Origin of the sequence: Rhodovulum sp. P5 (genome assembly GCF_002079305.1) — a bacterium.
GTDB lineage: Bacteria > Pseudomonadota > Alphaproteobacteria > Rhodobacterales > Rhodobacteraceae > Rhodovulum.
On the sequence record NZ_CP015039.1, the window covers coordinates 3593783 to 3613367 of the forward strand.

At 64.6% G+C, this 19585-nt stretch carries 17 protein-coding genes; 7 read left to right on the forward strand and 10 right to left on the reverse strand.

Going from position 1 to position 19585, the window contains the following annotated elements:
- Positions 1–4: 4 nt before the first annotated feature.
- On the forward strand, positions 5–865 hold the full coding sequence (locus RGUI_RS17075) for an ABC transporter permease (RefSeq protein WP_081535147.1): 861 nt from the start codon (positions 5–7) through the stop codon (positions 863–865).
- Positions 866–1260: 395 nt separating this feature from the next.
- Positions 1261–1575, forward strand: coding sequence for a DUF4389 domain-containing protein (locus RGUI_RS17080; protein WP_081535149.1), 315 nt, complete (start codon positions 1261–1263; stop codon positions 1573–1575).
- Between the two features lie 73 nt (positions 1576–1648).
- Here RGUI_RS17080 and RGUI_RS17085 read toward each other — a convergent pair whose 3' ends face one another.
- Positions 1649–3472 (reverse strand): M3 family oligoendopeptidase, encoded by a 1824-nt coding sequence (locus RGUI_RS17085; protein WP_081535151.1) that lies wholly within the window; start codon positions 3470–3472, stop codon positions 1649–1651.
- Between the two features lie 301 nt (positions 3473–3773).
- On the opposite strand from RGUI_RS17085, the gene RGUI_RS17090 reads away from it, so the two are divergent.
- Entirely contained in the window at positions 3774–4487 is a 714-nt protein-coding gene (locus RGUI_RS17090; RefSeq protein WP_081535153.1) for a VPLPA-CTERM sorting domain-containing protein, read from the forward strand.
- An 81-nt stretch (positions 4488–4568) separates the two neighbouring features.
- Here RGUI_RS17090 and RGUI_RS17095 read toward each other — a convergent pair whose 3' ends face one another.
- Genes RGUI_RS17095 through RGUI_RS17110 form a run of 4 tightly spaced genes read right to left on the reverse strand, consistent with a single transcriptional unit; the run spans position 4569 to position 8204 of the window.
- The gene (locus RGUI_RS17095) at positions 4569–5705 is read right to left on the reverse strand and encodes an ABC transporter permease (RefSeq protein ID WP_156883101.1); all 1137 of its coding nucleotides are present in this window, start codon (positions 5703–5705) and stop codon (positions 4569–4571) included.
- Positions 5705–6625 carry an ABC transporter ATP-binding protein gene (locus tag RGUI_RS17100; RefSeq protein ID WP_081535171.1) on the reverse strand — a complete coding sequence of 307 codons (921 nt, stop codon included), beginning with the start codon at positions 6623–6625 and terminating at the stop codon, positions 5705–5707. The genes RGUI_RS17095 and RGUI_RS17100 overlap by 1 nt, the downstream gene beginning before the upstream one ends.
- Positions 6622–7569 carry an HlyD family secretion protein gene (locus RGUI_RS17105; protein ID WP_081535173.1) on the reverse strand — a complete coding sequence of 316 codons (948 nt, stop codon included), beginning with the start codon at positions 7567–7569 and terminating at the stop codon, positions 6622–6624. The genes RGUI_RS17100 and RGUI_RS17105 overlap by 4 nt, the downstream gene beginning before the upstream one ends.
- Positions 7566–8204, reverse strand: a complete 639-nt coding sequence (locus RGUI_RS17110; protein WP_081535175.1) for a CerR family C-terminal domain-containing protein — start codon at positions 8202–8204, stop codon at positions 7566–7568. The genes RGUI_RS17105 and RGUI_RS17110 overlap by 4 nt, the downstream gene beginning before the upstream one ends.
- 116 nt (positions 8205–8320) lie before the next feature.
- Here RGUI_RS17110 and RGUI_RS17115 point away from each other — a divergent pair, with 116 nt between their 5' ends.
- Positions 8321–9844 carry an AAA family ATPase gene (locus tag RGUI_RS17115; RefSeq protein WP_081535177.1) on the forward strand — a complete coding sequence of 508 codons (1524 nt, stop codon included), beginning with the start codon at positions 8321–8323 and terminating at the stop codon, positions 9842–9844.
- A gap of 26 nt (positions 9845–9870) precedes the next feature.
- On the opposite strand, the gene RGUI_RS17120 is transcribed toward RGUI_RS17115, so the two are convergent.
- The 4 genes from RGUI_RS17120 to RGUI_RS17135 all read right to left on the reverse strand — a co-directional run bounded on the left by RGUI_RS17120 (position 9871) and on the right by RGUI_RS17135 (position 13366).
- The gene (locus RGUI_RS17120; protein ID WP_081535179.1) at positions 9871–10746 is read right to left on the reverse strand and encodes a 50S ribosomal protein L11 methyltransferase; all 876 of its coding nucleotides are present in this window, start codon (positions 10744–10746) and stop codon (positions 9871–9873) included.
- Positions 10747–10784: 38 nt separating this feature from the next.
- Positions 10785–11342 (reverse strand): AAA family ATPase, encoded by a 558-nt coding sequence (locus RGUI_RS17125; protein WP_256387856.1) that lies wholly within the window; start codon positions 11340–11342, stop codon positions 10785–10787.
- Positions 11343–11360: 18 nt separating this feature from the next.
- The gene (msrA, locus tag RGUI_RS17130; protein ID WP_081535183.1) at positions 11361–12011 is read right to left on the reverse strand and encodes a peptide-methionine (S)-S-oxide reductase MsrA; all 651 of its coding nucleotides are present in this window, start codon (positions 12009–12011) and stop codon (positions 11361–11363) included.
- 107 nt (positions 12012–12118) lie between these two features.
- Positions 12119–13366, reverse strand: a complete 1248-nt coding sequence (locus RGUI_RS17135) for an MFS transporter (RefSeq protein WP_172841179.1) — start codon at positions 13364–13366, stop codon at positions 12119–12121.
- Positions 13367–13509: 143 nt separating this feature from the next.
- Between RGUI_RS17135 and RGUI_RS17140 the strand changes: the two genes are divergently transcribed.
- Entirely contained in the window at positions 13510–14577 is a 1068-nt protein-coding gene (locus RGUI_RS17140; protein WP_081535185.1) for a YeeE/YedE family protein, read from the forward strand.
- Between the two features lie 12 nt (positions 14578–14589).
- Here RGUI_RS17140 and RGUI_RS17145 read toward each other — a convergent pair whose 3' ends face one another.
- The gene (locus RGUI_RS17145; protein WP_081535187.1) at positions 14590–14961 is read right to left on the reverse strand and encodes a hypothetical protein; all 372 of its coding nucleotides are present in this window, start codon (positions 14959–14961) and stop codon (positions 14590–14592) included.
- 414 nt (positions 14962–15375) lie between these two features.
- On the opposite strand from RGUI_RS17145, the gene RGUI_RS17150 reads away from it, so the two are divergent.
- Positions 15376–16353, forward strand: a complete 978-nt coding sequence (locus RGUI_RS17150) for an efflux RND transporter periplasmic adaptor subunit (RefSeq protein ID WP_081535189.1) — start codon at positions 15376–15378, stop codon at positions 16351–16353.
- A complete protein-coding gene (locus RGUI_RS17155) occupies positions 16346–19576 on the forward strand; it encodes an efflux RND transporter permease subunit (protein ID WP_081535191.1) in 3231 nt (1076 codons plus the stop codon). The genes RGUI_RS17150 and RGUI_RS17155 overlap by 8 nt, the downstream gene beginning before the upstream one ends.
- Positions 19577–19585: the final 9 nt, after the last annotated feature.

Below are 19585 nucleotides of genomic sequence, written 5' to 3' on the forward strand. Positions count from 1 at the left end.
GCGCATGTCTCAACTTGACCTTCCCCCCTATGCCACGACCGGCCAGAAGATATGGCACTATGCGTTCCTTGTGATCTGCGGGCTGATCTTCTTCTTCCTGATCGCGCCGATCATGGTGATCATACCGCTCAGCTTCAACGCCGAGGATTTCTTTACCTTCACGCCGGAGATGCTGGCCTTTGATCCCGACGGGTATTCGCTGAAACACTACCGGGATTTCTTCACCAACCCCGACTGGCAGCAGGCGCTGTGGAATTCGGTCAAGATTGCGCCGGCCGCGACGGTCCTGTCGGTTTCACTGGGCACCCTGGCCGCGGTGGGGCTGTCTCAGGACCATGTCCCGTTCCGCCGGTCGATCATGGCGATCCTGATTTCGCCGATGATCGTTCCGCTGATCATCTCGGCGGCGGGGATGTACTTCTTCTATTCCCGGATCGGGTTGCAGGGCACCTATGTCGGTGTTGTGCTGGCCCATGCCGCGCTGGGGATTCCGTTCGTCATCATCACCGTGACCGCCACGCTGGTGGGTTTCGACCGGTCGCTGACGCGGGCCGCGGCAAATCTGGGTGCGGATCCGGTGACGACGTTCTTCAAGGTGCAGATGCCGCTGATCCTGCCCGGCGTGATCTCTGGGGGGCTTTTTGCCTTCATCACCTCCTTCGATGAGGTCGTGGTGGTGCTGTTCGTCGGCTCGGCCAACCAGCAGACGCTGCCGTGGCAGATGTTCACCGGCCTGCGGGAACAGATCAGCCCGACGATCCTGGCGGTGGCCACGATCCTTGTGACGATCTCCATCCTGCTGTTGTCGGCGGTGGAAATCCTGCGCCGCCGGTCTGAAAAGCTGCGGGGGATGAGCCCGGGCTGACAGGCTAGCCCTCTTGCGCAATGGGGGGCTACCTTGAGGTGTTCTGAAGACGACAAGGGAAGCTACCCGGGCGGCGGCTTGGCCCAAGTCTAGACCTCCCTGCGCGACCAGAAGCGCTGCACTTTCGGCAATGATGTTCTGGTGCTCACCGTTCCGGAACGGACGCGCGGCAAATACGCGCGCTTTGCCATGGCTGCGCCGCCCAAGGTGTTGTGAGAGTTGCGAAATCGACTTGGCGGCCCTTTGAAAGACGCACTTGCCGCCAATCTGGACAAGGATATCGTGCGCCTTGCGGCAGCGGATCTTCCGCACCATTTCAAAGACAAGATCCTGTTCTGAACCGGGGCGCGTTCGGGCGCGCGGCGGGCCCCGGAACCAACCCCGGAGGCATAGAGATGTCTGATACCCCCTCATCGCAAGACAAGCCGGCAGCCGCTTCGGCAGCCGTGGAAAAGGCCCTGAAAGGCGATGACCGCGCAATCTGGGCGCGCGGTGGCTGGATGCTGGTTCTGCTGATCCTGTTCTCGGTCGCACAGACCCTGCTTGTGGTCACCGCGGTGCTTCAGTTCGGCTGGCTGCTGTTCACCAAGAAGAGCAACCCCTACGTCAAGGATTTCGGAACGAAGCTGGGCAACTGGATGGCGATGAACGCCCGCTTCCAGGCGCTGGACAGTGACGAAAAGCCCTTCCCATGGAGCGCGTGGAAATAGGCGCTACGCCGGCATGAGAGACGCCCGGGTTTTTGGCCCGGGCGTTTTTTTGGTTTGCGGGTGCGGCGGTGGCTCAGTCTTCCATCGCCTCCAGTTCGTCGATCAGGCCCGAGATCATCGAAAGCCCCTTGTCCCAGAAAGCCGGGTCGGAGGCATCAAGCCCGAACGGTGCCAGCAACTCCTTGTGGTGCTTGGACCCGCCGGCTTTCAGCATCTCGAAATACTTCTCCTGAAAGTCTGCGCCACTTTCCTCATAAACGGCGTAGAGCGCGTTCACGAGACCGTCGCCGAACGCATAGGCGTAAACGTAGAAGGGCGAGTGCACGAAATGCGGGATATAGGCCCAGAAGGTCTCGTACCCGTCCATGAACTCGAACACGGGGCCGAGGCTTTCGCCCTGAACGCTCATCCAGATCTCGTTGATGTTCTCCGGCGTCAGTTCGCCCTCGCGCCGGGCGTCGTGCAGTTTGCATTCGAAGTCATAGAAGGCGATCTGCCGGACGACCGTGTTGATCATGTCCTCCACCTTGCCGGCGAGCAGTGTCTTCTTTTGCGCCGGTGTCGCGGCGGACGAAAGCAGTTTGCGGAAGGTCAGCATCTCGCCAAAGACGCTCGCCGTTTCGGCCAGTGTCAGGGGCGTTGAGGACAGAAGCTCCCCCTGATCGGCGGCCAGCACCTGATGCACGCCGTGGCCGAGTTCGTGGGCCAGCGTCATCACGTCCCGCGGTTTGCCAAGGTAGTTCAGCATCACATAGGGGTGGACATCCGTCACCGTGGGATGGGCAAACGCACCCGGGGCCTTGCCCGGCTTCACGCCGGCATCGATCCAGCCCTTGTGGAAGAACGGCTCCGCGATTTCGGCCATCTTCGGCGAGAAATCGGAATAGGCATCCAGAACCGTGGCCTTGGCCTGTTCCCAGTCCACGGTCTTGGGCTCTTCGATGGGAAGGGGTGCGTTCCGGTCCCAGACCTGCAACTTGTCGAGCCCCATCCATTTCGCCTTCAGCGCATAGTAGCGGTGCGACAGCTTCGGGTAGGCCGCCACAACGGCATTGCGCAGCGCTTCGACCACTTCGGGTTCGACATGATTGGACAGGTGCCGCCCGGTCTGCGGTGTCGGCATCTTCCGCCAGCGGTCCTCGACCTCCTTTTCTTTGGCCAGCGTGTTGTGGACGCGGGCGAAGATCTTGATGTTCTCACCAAAGACCGTGGCAAGCGATTTCGCCGCGGCCTCGCGCTTTGCGCGGTCGGGGTCGGTCAGGAAGTTCAGCGTTCCCTCGATATTGAAGGTCTCGCCGTCGACGTCAAAATCAAGACCCGCGATGGTCTCGTCGAACAGCTTGTTCCACGCGGTCGCGCCAACGACGGACTGATCGTGCAGGAATTTCTCCAACTCGTCGGACAACTGGTGGGGCCGCATCGCGCGCATCCGGTCGAAGACGGGCTTGTAGCGGGCCAGATCGGCATTGGCCTCGAACAGCGCATCGAGTTTTGCATCCTCGATCCGGTTCATCTCCAGCGTGAAGAAGACCAGCGGCGTGGTGAAGGTGGTGATCTTGTCCTGCAGATCGGACAGGAACTTGGCGCGTTCGGCATCGACCGTGTTCTGGTAATAGCGCAGGCCCGCGAACGACATGATTCGGCCAGAGACCTGGCTGATCGCCTCGTACCGGTGGACGCATGTCAGCATGCCCGCGGCATCCAGATCGGCCAGTTTGCCCTCGTAGTCCTTGGCGAAGGCCGCGCATTCGGTTTCCAGCCAGTCGAGGTCGCGGGCGATTTCCGGTGCGTCGGGGGCGGCGTACAGATCGCTCAGATCCCATTCGGGCAGGTTGCCCAGCTCTCCTCCGGCGCTGGCATTGGCATCGAAGACGGGGGTGGGCGGGGTCAGGCGCATGGCGGGTCCTCTCGGTTCGTTTCGGCTAGAGATAGAGTGCCGGGGCAGGGGGCTTCAAGCGCAGGCTGGGAAGAAGGATACCGGAAGCTGGCTGCCCGGGATCTTTTTCCTGTATCGGCGATCGCATGCGGACACAGGCCCGGTCGGTCTGCGGCAAATCGGCGTTCGTTCCGCTTCCGCAGACTCTTCGCTTGACCCGTCGATTTTGCAAGCCCTAGCGTTTTCTGGCGGTGGTGGTCACCGCCAGCTTTGGCGTTCGGGTGTGTGCGTCCGAGCTTTGTGAGTTGTGAGGGGGAGTTCGATGAAACGTTTGTTGGCCATGGTGTCGGTACTTGGTCTTTCGGTCGGTGCTGCAGACGCTGCAACGCGGACGTTTGAGGCCGTATTTTCGGGGCTGAACGATTACGGAAGTGGCGCTCTGGCGGCGCTTGGGGCGGCCGGGGCGACGGAAATGGTGTTTACCTGGACCGTCGATGATAGTGCGACGCCGCTGGCAGGCCCGTACAACACGTCTACTGCAAGTGGGGTGTATGATCGTGTGTATCTGCCCTACCAGTCTTTGAGCGTGGTAATTGGGACCGTTACCCTGCCCGGAGCAGCATCGATAGCAACGAGCGATAGTATCGAGATTTTTGACGGGGTTGCAGATGGTAATCTCGACATCTACGACCAGATTAGCGTTGCCAGTCGCTCTGATCGTGCCGGACCGAACGGGACGACGATCACCAGCACGCGTTTTGCCGTCTTCGACTCCGACGAGACGGTTTTCGGCCGGGCGCCAGGCGATCCGCTTTACAGCGGTTTGGCGTATCCTTCGGCAAGCGAGCTCAACGCGTTTGCAGATGCGGTTGCCCATATCACCTTGACGAAGTCCGATGGGGCCTATGCTGAAATTTACAGCTATTCTGCGACTTTTGTTGAACAGACTGCGCCGGTGCCGCTTCCCGCAAGCTTGCCGCTTCTGGGGGCCGGGATTGGGATGATCTGGGCAGCCCGTCGCCGCAAGGCGGTCTGAGCGATCCACGGGACGAGATATTCGTGGGAACGGGCGGCCCCTGCCGCCCGGCCCGCCCAATTGACGTGAGTTTGACCGGGCTCAGTCAAGCGTCCGGCGGAACCGCAGCAGCGCCGCCCCGGCCAAGACCACTACGAACAGCCCAAGCGCGAGGAAAGACCCCGACACCGTCGCCGCATCCGCGCCCTTCAGCATCACCGACCGGATCAGCCGCAGGAAATGGGTCAGCGGGAAGATCTCTCCAAGCGTTTGCGCCCAGCCGGGCATGCCGCGAAACGGGAACATGAAGCCCGACAGCATCAGCGAGGGCAGGAAGAAGAAGAAGGTCAACTGCATCGCCTGCATCTGCGTGCGCGCGACCGTCGAAATCAGGTAGCCGAGGATCACCAGCGCGAGAACGAAAACCAGAACCCCGGCAAGGATCAGCGGTAGGCTGCCCACGAAGGGAATGCCGAAGACCGCCTTTGACGCGACCAGAACCACCACCACCTGCACCGCGCCCACGGCCAGATAGGGCACGATCTTGCCCAGCATGATTTCCAGGGGCGTCGCGGGCATGGACAGCAGGTTCTCCATCGTGCCGCGCTCGGTTTCTCGCGTCAGGGCCATCGAGGTCATCATCACCATGGTCAGTTGCAGGATCACCCCCAGAAGGCCGGGCACGATGTTGTATTGCGTGATCCCTTCGGGGTTGTAGCGGCGGTGGACGATCACCGACAACTGTCCGGCATCGGCCTCTTCCGTCGCGGCATCGCCCCCGGTTTCCCGCGAAAGCGCCTGCGCCGCGACCGTGCCCAGCGTCGAGATCGCGCCAGAGGCGACGGAGGGGTCCGTCGCGTCGGCATCGATCAGGATCGTGGGGTGATCGCCCCGAACCACGCGGCGCCCGAAATCCGACGGGATGGTCACGACGAACGAGACATCGCCGCGGGCGATCAACTCCTCCGCCTCACCCGCGGTCGCATTGGGGGCGACGAAGCGGTAATAGCCGGTCAGTTCCAGTGCAGACACCATGGCGCGGGTGAACCGGTCCTGCGTCGGCGCGACAAGGGCGGCGGGCAACTCCTTGGGGTCGGTGTTGATCGCGAAGCCGAACAGCATCAGCTGCAAAAGGGGGATGCCCAGCATCATGCCGAAGGTCAGCCGGTCGCGCCGCATCTGGATGGTTTCCTTGCCCAGAAGCGCCCAGAGCCGGCGGAGTGAGAAAAACCGGCCGATCATCGCGGGTCCTCCCCGTTGCCCATCAGCTTGATAAAGACGTCCTCAAGGCTGGTTTCGGCGGGCGCGACATGGGTGTTCGTCTCAGCCGCGACCTTGTCGACAGCCCGGCGCAGGGCAGCCGCGTCCCGCCCGACCACATGCAGCGTATTGCCGAAGGGCGCCACCTGATCGACCCCCGGGGCCTCGCGCAGCCGCCGGGCGGCCTCGGCACTTTGCGGCCCCGAGACGACAAGCGTGGTCAGCCCCGCATCGCGCACGACTTGCGGAACCGTGCCCTGCGCCACCAGCGTGCCATAGCTGATATAGTTGATCCGGTGGCAGCGTTCGGCCTCGTCCATGTAATGGGTGGAGACCAGAACGGTCAGCCCGTCCGCCGCACGGGTGTGGATTTCATCCCAGAATTCCCGCCGGGCCTTGGGGTCGACGCCTGCGGTCGGTTCGTCCAGCATCAGAAGGTCGGGGTCGTGCATCAGGCAGGCCGCCAGCGCCAGGCGCTGCTTCCACCCGCCCGACAGCCCGCCGGCCAGTTGTGTGCGGCGGTTGGAAAGGCCGAGGTCTTCCAGCGTGTCGCGCACGACCCGGCGCACCTGCCGCATGCCGTAAAGCCCGGCGACGAAGTGCAGGTTCTCCTCGACCGTCAGATCCTCGTAGAAGGAAAACCGCTGGGTCATGTAGCCGACCTTGCGCTTGATCGCGCGGCGGTTGCGGCGGATATCGTATCCCAGCACGCGGCCCTCGCCCCCATCGGGTTCCAGCAGGCCGCACATCATCCGGATGGTGGTGGTCTTGCCCGATCCGTTCGGCCCCAGAAACCCGGCGATCTCTCCTCGCTGGACCGACAGCGACACCCGGTCGACCACAGTCTTTTGCCCGAACCGTTTGGTCAGGTCGGTGACGGAGATCGCCGGATCGGTCATTCGCCCGGCCGCACCACGTCGACGATCTGCCCCGGCTTCAGCCCGCTGCCGGGATCGGGTCGAGCCTCTACGAGGTAGACAAGCTTTTGCCGGTTCTCCAGCGAATAGATCACAGGTGGGGTGAACTCGGCCTCATTGGCGATATAGGTCACCCGCGCGGTCAGCCCGGGGGCGCAGCCGTCGCACCGCACCGACAGGTCATCGCCGGTGGCGAGCGTCGAGAACGCGGTTTCGGGGATGTAGAGCCGCAGCTTCACCGCGTCTTCGCCGAGAACCGACAGGACCGGGGCAGAGGGGCCGGCGATCTCTCCGGGCGTACGGATGACGTCGAAAACCGTGACGGGTTCGGGCAGGGACAGCCGCCGCTGGTCAAGGTTCCATTCTGCGCTGGCATGGGCGGCGCGGGCGACCTCTACGGCGGCTTCGGCCTCTGCGATGGCCTGCGGACGGGCGGGCAGGCGGGCAACGGCCAGATCGGCGCGAACCTGCGCCACCTGTGCTTCGGCGACCTCGGCGGCGGTGACGGCGTCGTCGCGCTGGGCCTCGTTCACCACGCCGCGGGCGGCAAGGCTGATCAGCCGGTCGCGGTTGCGGGCGGCCTCCCGCGCTTGCGCCTCGGCCGAGGCCAGCGTCGCCTCGATCACCTCGATTTCCTCTGGCCGCTTACCTTCCTTCAGATCGGCCAGATGGCTTTGTGCCTGGTCCAGCGCCGCCTTGGCCTTTTCCAGCGCGATCTCGGCGTCGCGGCGCTCCATCTCGACCATCACCGTGTCTGCGGCGATCCGGTCGCCGCGGGCCACATGCACGGCGCGGATTTGGGCGACCGCAACGGGCGCGACCAGCGTGAACTCCCCCTCGACATAGCCGGTTGCAAAGGGGGGCGGGGCAGCACAGGCGTTGAACAGCGACGCGGCCAGCGGCAGGGCGCAAATGAATCCGGTCATGTCCGTTGCCTTTCGATCATGCATCTGAGGTTGGCGACGAGAAGATCGGCGATCCGGGCTGCCTCGTCCGCGCCGATCTCGCTCCAGTCCAGCCGTTTGCGGACATAAGGCGCACCGATCCGGAAATAGAGCGCCTGCCCGATCATCGAAAAGACGCTGAGCTTCACCGTCTCGCTTTCGGCGGGCAGGCCCGTTGCCTGCCCCCACAGGTGGCAAAGCGCCCGATGCCGGGGTTCGAGAAACTCGTCATAGATCAGGTCGACCGCCTCGGTCGGTCCCGCAAGCTGGCGCAAGAGGAAGGTCACGACGTCCGCGGCCCCGGGGGCAGCGGCGATAAAGCCCACGAACCGGCGCAGGATGACCTCCAACTGTGCCGCAGCCTCGTCGGGATCGGTTGCGGTGTCGGGAACGGGGCCGCCAATGGCGGTGGCGATCTGCCCGGCGACATGGCGGATACACGCCTCGTTCAGCCCTGCCTTGTTGCCGAAATGATAGGCGATGGAGGCGACATTAGTTTCGGCCGCGGCAGCGATCTCGCGCGTGGAGGTTTCCGCAAAGCCCTTTTGCCCGAACAGCGCGACCGCCGCCTGAATCAGGCTGTCCCGCGTCGTTTTGGGCAGGGCTGCGTCGGTCATGTGGAGATCTTAATCAAACGTTTGATTGAAATCAAGTTGCCGTTGGGGCGCGTGGAAATGACACCTTCAGCCGTCACATGACTGCGCTAGGCTGAAGAGAAACCGGGGGGCTCTCCATGATCCTGGACGATCAGACAGAGGTGACGGCGTTCCTGTCCACGCCCGCGACCCATGGCGGCACCGACCCGGTGGAGGTTCTCGACACCCATATCTCGCGGGTGTTCCTGGCGGGGGACCGCGCCTGCAAGCTGAAGCGAGCGGTCCTGCTTCCTTACGCGGACTTCTCGACCCCAGCGATCCGGCTGGCCGCCTGCCAGAAGGAATACGCGCTGAACGCGCCCACGGCCCCGGCGATCTATCGGGGTTTTCGCAGCATCACCCGGGCCGCAGATGGTGGTCTGGTCTTCGATGGCGCCGGCCCTTTGGTCGACGCGGTGGTCGACATGGCGCGTTTCGACCAGAACCTGCTTTTGGATCGCGTGGCCGAGGCGGGGAACCTGACAGAGGGCCATATTGCGGCCCTTGCCCGCAGCATCGAGGCCTTGCATGCGAATGCCCCGGTGATCGGGCAGATCGGTGGCGCGGCGAACATGGCCGCGGTGCTGGACATCAACCGGGCGGGCTTTGCCACAAGCACCGTGTTTCAGCCAGACAAGGTCGCGGCGCTGGATGAGGCATTGCGCCGAAACCTCGGCCACCATGCGGGCTGGCTCGACCGGCGGGCCCGGGCGGGGCGGGTGCGGCGCTGCCACGGCGATCTGCACTTGCGCAATATCTGCCTGTTCGAGGGCGCGCCGCAGATCTTCGATTGCCTCGATTTCAACGATGCGCTGGCGACGGTCGATGTCTTGTACGACCTTGCCTTTCTGCTGATGGACCTGTGGCACCGGGATTTGCGGCCCCTCGCCAACCTTCTGGCCAACCGGTATTTCGACGAGACCGAAACCGATGACGGTTGGGGGCTGTTGCCATTCTTCATGGCGGTTCGGGCCGAGGTGCGGGCCCATGTGACGGCGACCGCGGCCGAAAGCGCCGGCACCCAGCGCGACGCGCTGGCCGATCTCGCGCGGGAGTATTTCGATCTGGCGTGGTCTTTTCTGCGGGCCGAAGGCGGGCAGGTTGTCGCCGTGGGCGGGCTCAGCGGCAGCGGCAAGACGACGATTGCCGAACGGATCGCGCCCTGCATCGGCCTGCCGCCGGGGGCGCGCGTGATCGAAAGCGACCGCACGCGGAAGCAGATGTTCGGCGTGGCGCCCGAAGAGCATCTGCCGCAAGAGGCATACGCCCCAAAGGTGTCGGACGAGGTTTACCATCGGGTGTCGGCCCGGGCCCGGCAGGTGGCCGCGTCGGGCGGTGCGGTCGTGGTCGGCGCGGTGTTCGACCAGCCCGGACTGCGCGCCGATCTGGTGACGGCGATGAAGACGCTGTCCTTCACGCCGCTCTGGCTGGATGTCGGGGCGGGCCGTTTGCATGAGCGCTTGGCCGCGCGCAAGGCGTCGGCTTCCGATGCGACCCTCGACATCCTTGATCTGCAGTTGTCTCATTTCGAAGGCGGGGTAGAGTGGCGCCCCGTCGACGGCAACGGAACCCTTGACGAAACGGTGGCGGCGATCCTCTGCATCCTGCGCGGGGCCGCCTGATCTTCAAAGTATTTGCGGCGGGAGGTCTACTCGATCCGCTTGAGAAGGCACAGGGTTGACCAGTCGCCGATATCCTCTCGGTCCTCGACATCAAGGCCGCAGTCGGCATAGCGCATCGCGACCTCTGCCGCCTGTTCGTTCAGCAGGCCCGACAGGATTGCATGGCCGCCCGGCGCCACACGGTCGCCCATGTCCGGAGCAAGGGCCAGAAGCGGGGCCTTGAGGATGTTGGCGAAGACAAGGTCAAAGGGGGCTGCGGCCTCGATATCGGGATGGCCGAAGCCCGCGGCCTCGACGCAGGCAACGCGCCCGGTCAGGCCATTGGCGGCGACATTGGCCGCGGCCACCTCGACCGCGACGGGGTCGATATCCGCGGCCAGCACCGGCACCTCCCAAAGCCGTGCGGCCGCCATCGCCAGAACCGCTGTCCCGCAACCGATATCGGCGACGGAGCGCGGCGCGACACCTGCGTCTGCCAGCCGGTCAAGTGCGCGCAGACAGCCTTGCGTGGTGCCGTGATGCCCGGTGCCAAAGGCCATCGACGCCTCGATCAGAAGGGCGATCCGGTCTTCGGGCACGCGGTCGGCGTCATGGCTGCCATAGACGAAGAAGCGTCCGGCCTCGACCGGGGCGAGTTCGCGTCGCACCTTGGCCACCCAGTCGGTTTCGGGCAGTTCCGAGACAGTGAAATCCGCGGCCCCGTGCATGTTCGCCAGAAGCGCCAGCCCCGCCCGGTCGGGGTCTTCGGTGAAATAGCCGCCGACCTCCCACAGGCCCGACCCGTCCTCGATCTCGAACACACCGATGCCGGTGGGCTCTGGCGTCAGCCGTTCCATGGCAAGGCCCAGTGCTTCGGCCGGGTCCTTTCCCGTCAGCGTGGTGAAAGCGGTAAATGTGGGCATGGGGCGGGCCTTTGCTGCAACCTGTCGGGCCCCAGCGCCTAGGCTGCCCCCGCGGTCCGGTCAAGCCTTTCGATCACGCGGTCGGCCAGCTCGTCGGGCGGCGGGCTGGCATCCAGACGGGTGACCGGGCAGTGCAACTCGTGAAGCCAGGATTCATGCATAAGCCGGCTGCGCCCGGTGAATTCGGGTCGGTCATAGGACATCGCATAGTCCAGAAACGCCCGGTGATTGTCTTCTAGTGCGCCGCCCGGAAGGATGGCATTGCCATGACGGCGATGTTCCCGGTGGTGGAGGCGCGTCCTGCGCGCGGTGTGCGGCAGGGTCAGATAGACGACATGGGTAAAGCGCTGGATCATCGCATCGCCCCAGCCCACCAGTGACCCGGCCAGAACCCAGTCCGACCGGGGCGCGAACACCTCTTGCATCAGCGCGATGCGCTCGTCGCGGGTGCGCTTTTTGCGAAACGGGGGATCGGTCGGCCGCCAGTAGAAATCGTCGGTATCGAAGGCCTGCGAGGCAAGGCGCGTGGCCAGGACACGGGCCAGGGTCGACGTACCTGTGCCGCTCGCGCCCATAATATGGATGCGCTGCCCCAAAGCCCGATATCCCCTTGTTCACACGTCCGTTCCTGCCGGGCAACTTACGCCCGTGCCGCCAAGCCCGCAATAGCCGCCGGGATTCTTGGATAAGTACTGCTGGTGATAGCCTTCGGCATAGTAGAACGGCGGCGCATCGCGGAGTTCGGTGGTGATTGCACCATAGTCAGCGCGGCGCAGTCGTTCGGCATAGGCGTCGCGGCTGGCCTCTGCCGCCTGCCGCTGGCTGTCGGTGGTCGTATAGATGGCCGAGCGGTATTGCGTGCCACGATCGTTGCCCTGCCGCATGCCCTGCGTCGGGTTGTGGCCTTCCCAGAAGGTCCGAAGCAGGCGGTCGTAGGAAATCTCCGAAGGATCGTAGATCACGCGCACCGCCTCGGTATGGCCGGTGCGGCCGCTGCAGACTTCCTCATAGGTCGGGTTCGGGGTGTAGCCGCCGGCATAGCCGGCCGCCGTCATCCAAACGCCCGGCAGTTTCCAGAACAGCCGCTCGACGCCCCAGAAGCAGCCCATCCCGAACACGGCCACTTCCATCCCCTCGGGGACCGGTGCCTTCAGCGCGCGCCCGAAGACATGGTGGATTTCGGCTGTGGGGATCGGCTCTGCGCGCCCGGGCAGGGCACTGGCCTTGTCCACCATCTCTGTCTTGCGGCCAAGCAGGGAAAACATCTGCACTCCTCCATCGAACTGTATCTCGATGCGCAAATAGGGCGGCCGCGGCGTACGCCTACCGCAAAGCGCTTGCGCACGCCAAATTGTGAGCCGGTTCCGGAGGCCTATTCCGCGGGCGCCGCGACGAAGGGGGAGAATATGGTTTCGTTGCCCGGTTCGGGATGGCGCGGGATCATCAGTGCCAGCATCAGCGACGCCGCCGCCATGCCCGCCGCCAGAGCGAACACCCCGCCCGGCGAGGCCACCCAAAGATAGCCCAGAAGTGCGGGCAGGAAGACCGCGGCGATGTGGTTGATGGTAAAGGCTACGGCCGCGGTGGGGGCGATGTCACCGGGATCGGCGATCTTCTGGAAATAGGTTTTCAGCGCAAAGGCGAGGGCAAAGAACATGTGGTCGATGACGTAAAGCACCGCGGCCAGAACCACGCCCCAGCCGAAATAGTAGATCCCGCCATAGGACAGGAACACGACGATCAGTCCGACATACTCAAACGCCAGCGCCCGGCGCTCTCCCCATTTCGCGACGGCCTTTCCCATCAGGGGGGCAAAGGCCATGTTGGCGACGAAGTTGATCAGGAACAGTGCTGTCACCTCATGCACGTCGAAGCCGAATTTCTCGACCATCATGAAGGCGGCGAAGACCACGAAGATCTGCCGCCGCGCCCCCGACATGAACTGCAACACGTAATACAGCCAGTAGCGCCGGCGCAGGATCAGCCGTTTCACCTGCGGGTTGGGCGCTTCGAACTGGGGATAGGCAAGCAGGCAGAACAGCGCCACCGCCGCGGTGAACCCGCCCGCGGTCAGGTAGACCGTGTTGTAGGAGAGCTCAAACGCCTTCCACGTTGCAACGAGCAGCCCATAGGCCAGCAGCGCCGCCGCCGAGCCTGCCGCGACCAGCCAGCCCAGCGTCTGCGGCGCGCGGTCCTTATCGATCCATTGCAGTTGCAGGGACTGGTTGACCGTTTCGTAGTAGTGAAAGCCGATCGAACTCAGCATCGTGACGGTCAAAAGCCCCCCGAGTGACGGGAACCAGGCCGTGACGGCCGTGGCGACGCCAAGCAGCAGCAGCGAGACGACCCCAAGCACCTGTTCGCGAATGAAAAGGATCAGGGCGATCACACCGACGGCCAGAAAGCCCGGGATCTCGCGCACCGTGTGCAGCCAGCCGATCTCGACCCCCGTGAAATCGGCCGCCTCGATGACGAAGTTGTTCAGCAGGGCCGACCATGTCGCGAAGGCGACCGGCATGGCAAAGGCCATCACGAACAACAAGGATACAGGCCGCCGCCAGAGCGGCAGCGCATCGGCCTGCCCAAGGGGCAGGGGGGAGGAACGGAACAAGGGCTTCATTGCGTTGCCATAGCGGGCTGTGCTGCACTTGGCGAGCGGATTCGGTGTGCCCGGCCCGGCGTGGGATGGCTGATCTATGTCAAGGCCCGGCCAGGCCGGATCGGGCATGAAACCGCCTCAGGGAGCCTTGGGAGACGCAACCTATGGACATTCTGCCGATCGTGGAACGCCTGGGCGAGGCGCAGACGGCGACGCTGTTCGGTCTGATCACCGGCATGATTTTCGGTGTGGCGGCGGAGCGGTCGTCCTTCTGCCTGCGGGCGGCCACGGTCGAATTTGCCCGGGGCAAGCTCGGCTCCCGGGTTGCGGTGTGGTTTCTGTGCTTTTCCACCGCGCTGGTCTGGGTGCAGGGCGCGGAACTGCTGGGCCTCATGGATTCCGACAATGCCCGCATGATGGCGGTGCCCGGGTCGTGGTCGGGGGCGATCATCGGCGGGCTTCTGTTCGGCGTCGGCATGGTGCTGGCGCGTGGATGTGCCGGGCGTCTTCTGGTGCTGGCGGCCACGGGCAACCTGCGCTCGGTCGTTTCGGGGCTGATCTTCGCGGTTGTGGGGCAGATGACCTTGCATGGCTGGCTGGCGCCGGTGCGCGACAAGCTCGCCTCTCTCTGGATCACCGCCGGCGGGCGGAACGTGAACCTTGTCGAGGCCTCGGGCCTGCCCGATTACAGCGGGCTGGTGCTGGGGCTGCTGTTTGCGGCCACGGCACTCTGGCTTGCGCGGCTCAACCGTATCTCGTTCCGTACGCTGATCTTCGGCGCCGGCGTGGGCTTTGCCGTGGCGGTGGGCTGGGTGCTGACCTTCAGTCTCAGCCAGATCAGCTTTGACCCGATCCAGATCGAGAGCATCACCTTCACCGGCCCGTCCGCCAACACGCTCATGTTCTTCCTCGAAAGCCCGGCGGTCTGGCAGTTCGATATCGGCCTGGTCCCCGGCGTCTTCATCGGGGCCTTCGCGGCGGCCTGGGTGGCGGGCGACCTTCAGTTGCAGGGCTTCCAGTCCGAGGTGAACATGCGCAAGGCGATGATCGGTGCGGCGCTGATGGGCTTTGGCGGCATGCTGGCCGGCGGATGTTCCATCGGGGCCGGCGTGACCGGCGGGTCGATCTTCGTCGGGACGGCGTGGCTGGCGCTATTCTGCATGTGGGTCGGCGCGACGATCACCGATTTCGTGATCGAACAACCGCTTGGCGAACAGAGCAACGCGGCCTGAGCCGCGCCGTCGTCAAAGCGTCAGGAAATAGTCGTCGTGGTTCTGCCAGTAGGCCATGACATCGGCCGCCCGGTTCCGCGGCAGGCCAAGTGCCTCCATCGCGTAAAGATCGGCCGACAACAGCCCCGCGATTCGGAACCCGTGCTGCGCGGCCTTTCGCGACGGGCTGCCCTCGGCAAAGATCGCCTCGATCTGCGCGGACGCGTTCACGGTGGCGAATACGATGGACAGGGGAGAGGCGTCCGGCCACTGGGCCACGGCCTCTCGCATCAGCCTGCGCCAGCCTTCGGTCGTCGACAAAAGACGCTCCAGCGCGAATTCCGTCAGGCTGTCGGGCTTGTCGGCGGTTTCGGGTGCGCCGGCCTGTGTCACGGTTTTGGGCATGGCTACATTCGATGCGGGCATCGCGACGACTGCTTCCGTTTCTTGCGACGGGCGACCGCTCCCCGTTGCCTGCGCCCCATGATCGGCGCGGTCAGGTGTTCTTGGCGAACACGCCATTCTTGTGACAAGGATAAGGCGACAAGCCATATCGGGCAAGGCATTCGACGGCATGCCGGGCGAAGCCTTTCCCGCAATTTGAGCAACCCGGTCGCACCCCGCCCGTCGCGTCCCGTGGTTTGGCATCCGGTGACATGACCGGGCCAATGTCACGGCTTGCATCGAAAGCGGGTTGACTGATACATTCAGGGAAATGAATACGTAACACCTGCGCATTACGCCGCAGGGGGAACAGTTTTTTCTTTTGCGGGACCGGCTGCGTGTCATAGTCCGCATACCCCGCCGGAGGACGAAGAAATGAAAAGAACACTTCCGTTGATCCTGGGCTTGCTGCTGGCCCTGCCGGCCCTTGCGGCCGAATACGTTCTTGAACCGGTCGAAGTGCCCGAATGGAAGGCCGTCTATGGCCAGGTCGAAACGCGCGACCGTGTGCCCGGGCGCGCCCGCATCGGCGGTACGCTGGTGGAACTGACCGTGACAGAGGGCGACCGGGTGACCGCCGGCCAGCAGATCGCGCGGGTGGAAGACGACAAGCTGACCTTCCAGATGCGGGCCATCGACGCCAAGCTTGGCGCGCTGCAAACCCAGATCGAGACCGCCCGGACCGAGCTGGAGCGCAGCGAGTCGCTGCTTCAGAAGGGATCGGGCACGCAGCAGCGTGTGGATCAGGCGCGCACGCAGGTGGACGTGCTTGAGGGGCAGATCGAAAGTGCACGGGCAGACCGCCGGGTGATCGAACAGCAGGTCGCCGAAGGGGCGGTGCTGTCGCCGGACAATGGCGTAGTTCTGTCGGTGCCGATCTCGCTCGGCTCGGTCATCACGCCCGGTGAAACCGTGGCCGAGATCGGCGGGGGCGGCGTGTTCCTGCGCCTGTCCATCCCCGAACGCCACGCGACCGAACTGGAAGCCGGCGGCACGATCTATCTGGGCGCAGGCTCCGGCATGGACGGGCAGACCGGGCGTCTGGCCAAGGTCTATCCGCAAATAGAGGGCGGCCGGGTTCTGGCCGATGTTGAGGTCGACGGGCTGGACGACCGGTTCATCGGGCGCCGCGTGCCCGTGCGCCTGCCGGTGGGCAGCTACGAGGCGCTTCTGGTGCCGCCCAAGGCCGTGATCCAGGCCAGCGGGCTCGACTTCGTGACGGTGCAGACGGATGACGGGCCGGTGCGTCGCGCCGTCGTTCCGGGCGAAACCGTGCCCCATGATGGGGCGGAGTGGGTGGAAATCCTCACCGGGCTGAAGGCCGGCGACCGCGTGGTGACCGCCGATGAGTGACGCGCCCGAGACCCCGAAGGAACCCCGCAAGTCGCCGCTTGGCATTGCGGGGCTGTTGACCCGCGGCTTCATCCAGTCGCCGCTGACGCCGCTGTTCCTGCTGGCAGCTCTTGCCGTGGGCCTTCTGGCCCTGATGAGCCTGCCGCGGGAGGAAGAACCCCAGATCTCGGTGCCGCTGGTCGATGTGCATGTGCAGGCCGACGGGCTGCGCGCTGTGGATGCGGTCAAGCTGATCACCGAACCCTTGGAGACCATCGTCAAGGGGATCGACGATGTCGAACATGTCTATTCCCAGACCGCCGACGACCAGATCATGGTCACCGCGCGGTTCAAGGTCGGCCTCAGCCAGGACACCGCGATCCTGCGGGTGCGCGACAAGATCCTGGCCAACCTTGACCGGATTCCGGTCGGCATCCCGCAACCCATGGTCGTGGGGCGCGGCATCAACGACGTGGCCATCGTTGCGCTGACCTTCACGCCTGCGGACGGGCAAACCGGCATCAACGCCGCCGATCTGACCCGCATCGCCCGGGAGGTCGAGGTCGAACTGACCAAGGTCGAGGATGTCGGCCTGACCTATCTGGTGGGCGAGACCGAGGAGGTTCTGCAGGTCGCCCCCGACCCAGAGAAGCTGGCGCTTTTCGGCATCACCTTGCAGCAACTGGCCGGCAAGGTCGAAAGCGCCAATTCCGCGGCCCCGGCGGGTCTTGTGCGCGATGGCGGGCAGCAGGTGTCGCTGGTTCTGGGCCAGACGCTGTCCACGCCGACCGAGATCGGCAATCTGGAACTGACCTCGCGCGACGGGCGCACCGTCTATGTCCGCGATGTGGCCGATATCCGCTTCACCTCGGATCTGGATGAACACCACGTCGCAAGCCTGATCAAGGGCGAGGATGGAGAGATCATCCGCCGCCCCGCGGTGACCCTTGCCCTTGCCAAGCGGGCCGGGGCCAACGCCGTTGTCGTGGCCGAGCACATCCTGCACCGCATGCATGAGATGGAAGGAAACCTGATCCCCGACAGTGTGGAGGTGGAGATCACCCGCGACTATGGCGAGACGGCGAGCGAGAAGGCCAACGAACTTCTGTTCCACCTGGGCCTTGCGACCGTCTCCATCGTGGCACTGGTGCTGTTTGCCATCGGCTGGCGAGAGGCCATCGTGGTCGCCATCGTCATCCCCGTCACGATCCTCTTGACGCTCTTTGCCGCGCAGGTGATGGGCTACACGCTGAACCGGGTGTCGCTGTTCGCGCTGATCTTCTCTATCGGTATTCTTGTCGACGACGCCATCGTGGTGATCGAGAACATCGCGCGACACTGGGGCATGCAGGAAAAGGGCAAGTCCCGCGTTCAGGCCGCGATCGAGGCCGTGGCCGAGGTTGGCAACCCAACCATCGTGGCGACCCTGACCGTTGTGGTCGCGCTTCTGCCGATGCTTTTCGTCAGCGGGCTGATGGGGCCTTATATGAGCCCGATCCCCGCGAATGCGTCCGCGGCGATGATCTTCTCCTTCTTCGTGGCGGTGATGATCACGCCCTGGCTGATGGTCAAGATCGCGGGGCGTGCGCCGCTGCATGATCATGGCGAGAACGGGCATCCGGGCGGTCCCCTTGGCCGGCTTTATGCCTATGTCGTGCGCCCGATCCTGGCGCGGAAGTCGGTCAGCCTGTTTTTCCTGCTGGCGGTGGCGTTCGTGTCGTTCGGGTCGATGACGGCGCTTTACACCAAGGATGTGACCGTCAAGCTCCTGCCGTTCGACAACAAGCCAGAGCTTGCCATCGTGATCGACTTGCCCGAGGGGGCATCGGTCGAGGCGACAGATGCCGTGGCGCAGGATGCCGCGCGGGTGGCCCTTGAAATGCCCGAGGTGATCTCGGCCCAGACCTATTCGGGTACGGCTGCACCCTTCAACTTCAACGGGCTGGTGCGCCACTATTTCATCCGCACCTCTCCCAATCTGGGCGATGTGCAGGTCAACCTCGTGGGCAAGGACCACCGGGATCGGTCGAGCCACCCCATCGCACTGGAGTTGCGCGAGCGGTTGCGCGATCTGGATGTGCCCGTCGGCACCTCGATCAAGGTGGTCGAACCGCCCCCCGGGCCGCCGGTCATCTCGACGCTTCTGGCCGAAATCTACGGCCCCGATGCCGAAACCCGGCGGGCCGTCGCGGCGATGGTGCGCCGGACCTTCGAGGAAACCCCCTTCATCGTCGATGTCGACGACAGCTTCGGGCAGCAGATCCGGCGCCTGCGGGCGGAGTTGACGCCTTCCGACCTTGCCTTCTTCAACGTGCAGGAGGCCGACGCGCTGGAAACCCTGCGCCTGCTGAACGGCGAGACGACGGTCGGTTATTCGCATCGGGGCGAGGGCCGCGTGCCGATCCCGATCGTCGTGGCGCGCGACAAGGGCGACCGGGTCATCGACGAGGAGACCTTGTCGACCCCGGTGCCGGCCAACGCGCTGCCCGGGGGGCGCGGCGTCGTCGAACTGGGCGACGTGGTCGAGATGACGCGGGACTATGCCTCCTTCCCGATCTTCCGCCACAACGGTCGCTATGCCGAGATGGTGACCGCGGAACTGGCCGGGGATTTCGAGGCGCCGCTATACGGTATGCTTGCCGTGCAGGACCGGATCGAGGAGATGGACTGGTACGGCCTGCCGAAGCCGGAGATCAAGCTGCATGGCCAGCCCTTGTCAGAGGCCGACACGGTTCTTCTGTGGGATGGCGAGTGGGAGGTGACCTATGTGACCTTCCGCGACATGGGCGCCGCCTTCGGCGTGGCGCTGGTGGGGATCTACATCCTTGTCGTCGCGCAGTTCGGATCGTTCCGTCTGCCGCTGGTGGTGCTGACGCCGGTGCCGCTGACCTTCCTTGGCATCATGCTGGGGCACTGGCTGTTCGACGCGCCCTTCACGGCGACGTCGATGATCGGTTTCATCGCGCTTGCGGGCATCATCGTCCGCAACTCGATACTGCTGGTGGACTTCATTCGCCACGCCGATCCGGAGGGACGCGTGACGGTGGAAACGTTGGTGGAGGCCGGTGCGACGCGGTTCAAGCCGATCCTGCTGACAGCCTTGGCCGCGATGATCGGGGCCGCCGTGATCCTGGCCGACCCGATCTTCCAGGGGCTCGCGATCTCGCTGCTCTTTGGTCTGGCATCGTCGACGGCGCTGACCGTGCTGGTGATCCCTGCGATCTACCGCATCTTCAAGACTTGAGGGTCGGGG

What these genes read in the sequence shown, in the direction of transcription:
- RGUI_RS17145 (WP_081535187.1), bottom strand. Translation starts at nt 14,961, where the DNA reads ATGCCCAAAACCGTGACACAGGCCGGCGCACCCGAAACCGCCGACAAG.
- RGUI_RS17105 (WP_081535173.1), bottom strand. Translation starts at nt 7,569, where the DNA reads ATGACCGGATTCATTTGCGCCCTGCCGCTGGCCGCGTCGCTGTTCAAC.
- RGUI_RS17155 (WP_081535191.1), top strand. Translation starts at nt 16,346, where the DNA reads ATGAGTGACGCGCCCGAGACCCCGAAGGAACCCCGCAAGTCGCCGCTT.
- RGUI_RS17085 (WP_081535151.1), bottom strand. Translation starts at nt 3,472, where the DNA reads ATGCGCCTGACCCCGCCCACCCCCGTCTTCGATGCCAATGCCAGCGCC.
- RGUI_RS17100 (WP_081535171.1), bottom strand. Translation starts at nt 6,625, where the DNA reads ATGACCGATCCGGCGATCTCCGTCACCGACCTGACCAAACGGTTCGGG.
- RGUI_RS17110 (WP_081535175.1), bottom strand. Translation starts at nt 8,204, where the DNA reads ATGACCGACGCAGCCCTGCCCAAAACGACGCGGGACAGCCTGATTCAG.
- RGUI_RS17090 (WP_081535153.1), top strand. Translation starts at nt 3,774, where the DNA reads ATGAAACGTTTGTTGGCCATGGTGTCGGTACTTGGTCTTTCGGTCGGT.
- RGUI_RS17135 (WP_172841179.1), bottom strand. Translation starts at nt 13,366, where the DNA reads ATGAAGCCCTTGTTCCGTTCCTCCCCCCTGCCCCTTGGGCAGGCCGAT.
- RGUI_RS17080 (WP_081535149.1), top strand. Translation starts at nt 1,261, where the DNA reads ATGTCTGATACCCCCTCATCGCAAGACAAGCCGGCAGCCGCTTCGGCA.
- RGUI_RS17150 (WP_081535189.1), top strand. Translation starts at nt 15,376, where the DNA reads ATGAAAAGAACACTTCCGTTGATCCTGGGCTTGCTGCTGGCCCTGCCG.
- RGUI_RS17115 (WP_081535177.1), top strand. Translation starts at nt 8,321, where the DNA reads ATGATCCTGGACGATCAGACAGAGGTGACGGCGTTCCTGTCCACGCCC.
- RGUI_RS17140 (WP_081535185.1), top strand. Translation starts at nt 13,510, where the DNA reads ATGGACATTCTGCCGATCGTGGAACGCCTGGGCGAGGCGCAGACGGCG.
- msrA (WP_081535183.1), bottom strand. Translation starts at nt 12,011, where the DNA reads ATGTTTTCCCTGCTTGGCCGCAAGACAGAGATGGTGGACAAGGCCAGT.
- RGUI_RS17120 (WP_081535179.1), bottom strand. Translation starts at nt 10,746, where the DNA reads ATGCCCACATTTACCGCTTTCACCACGCTGACGGGAAAGGACCCGGCC.
- RGUI_RS17075 (WP_081535147.1), top strand. Translation starts at nt 5, where the DNA reads ATGTCTCAACTTGACCTTCCCCCCTATGCCACGACCGGCCAGAAGATA.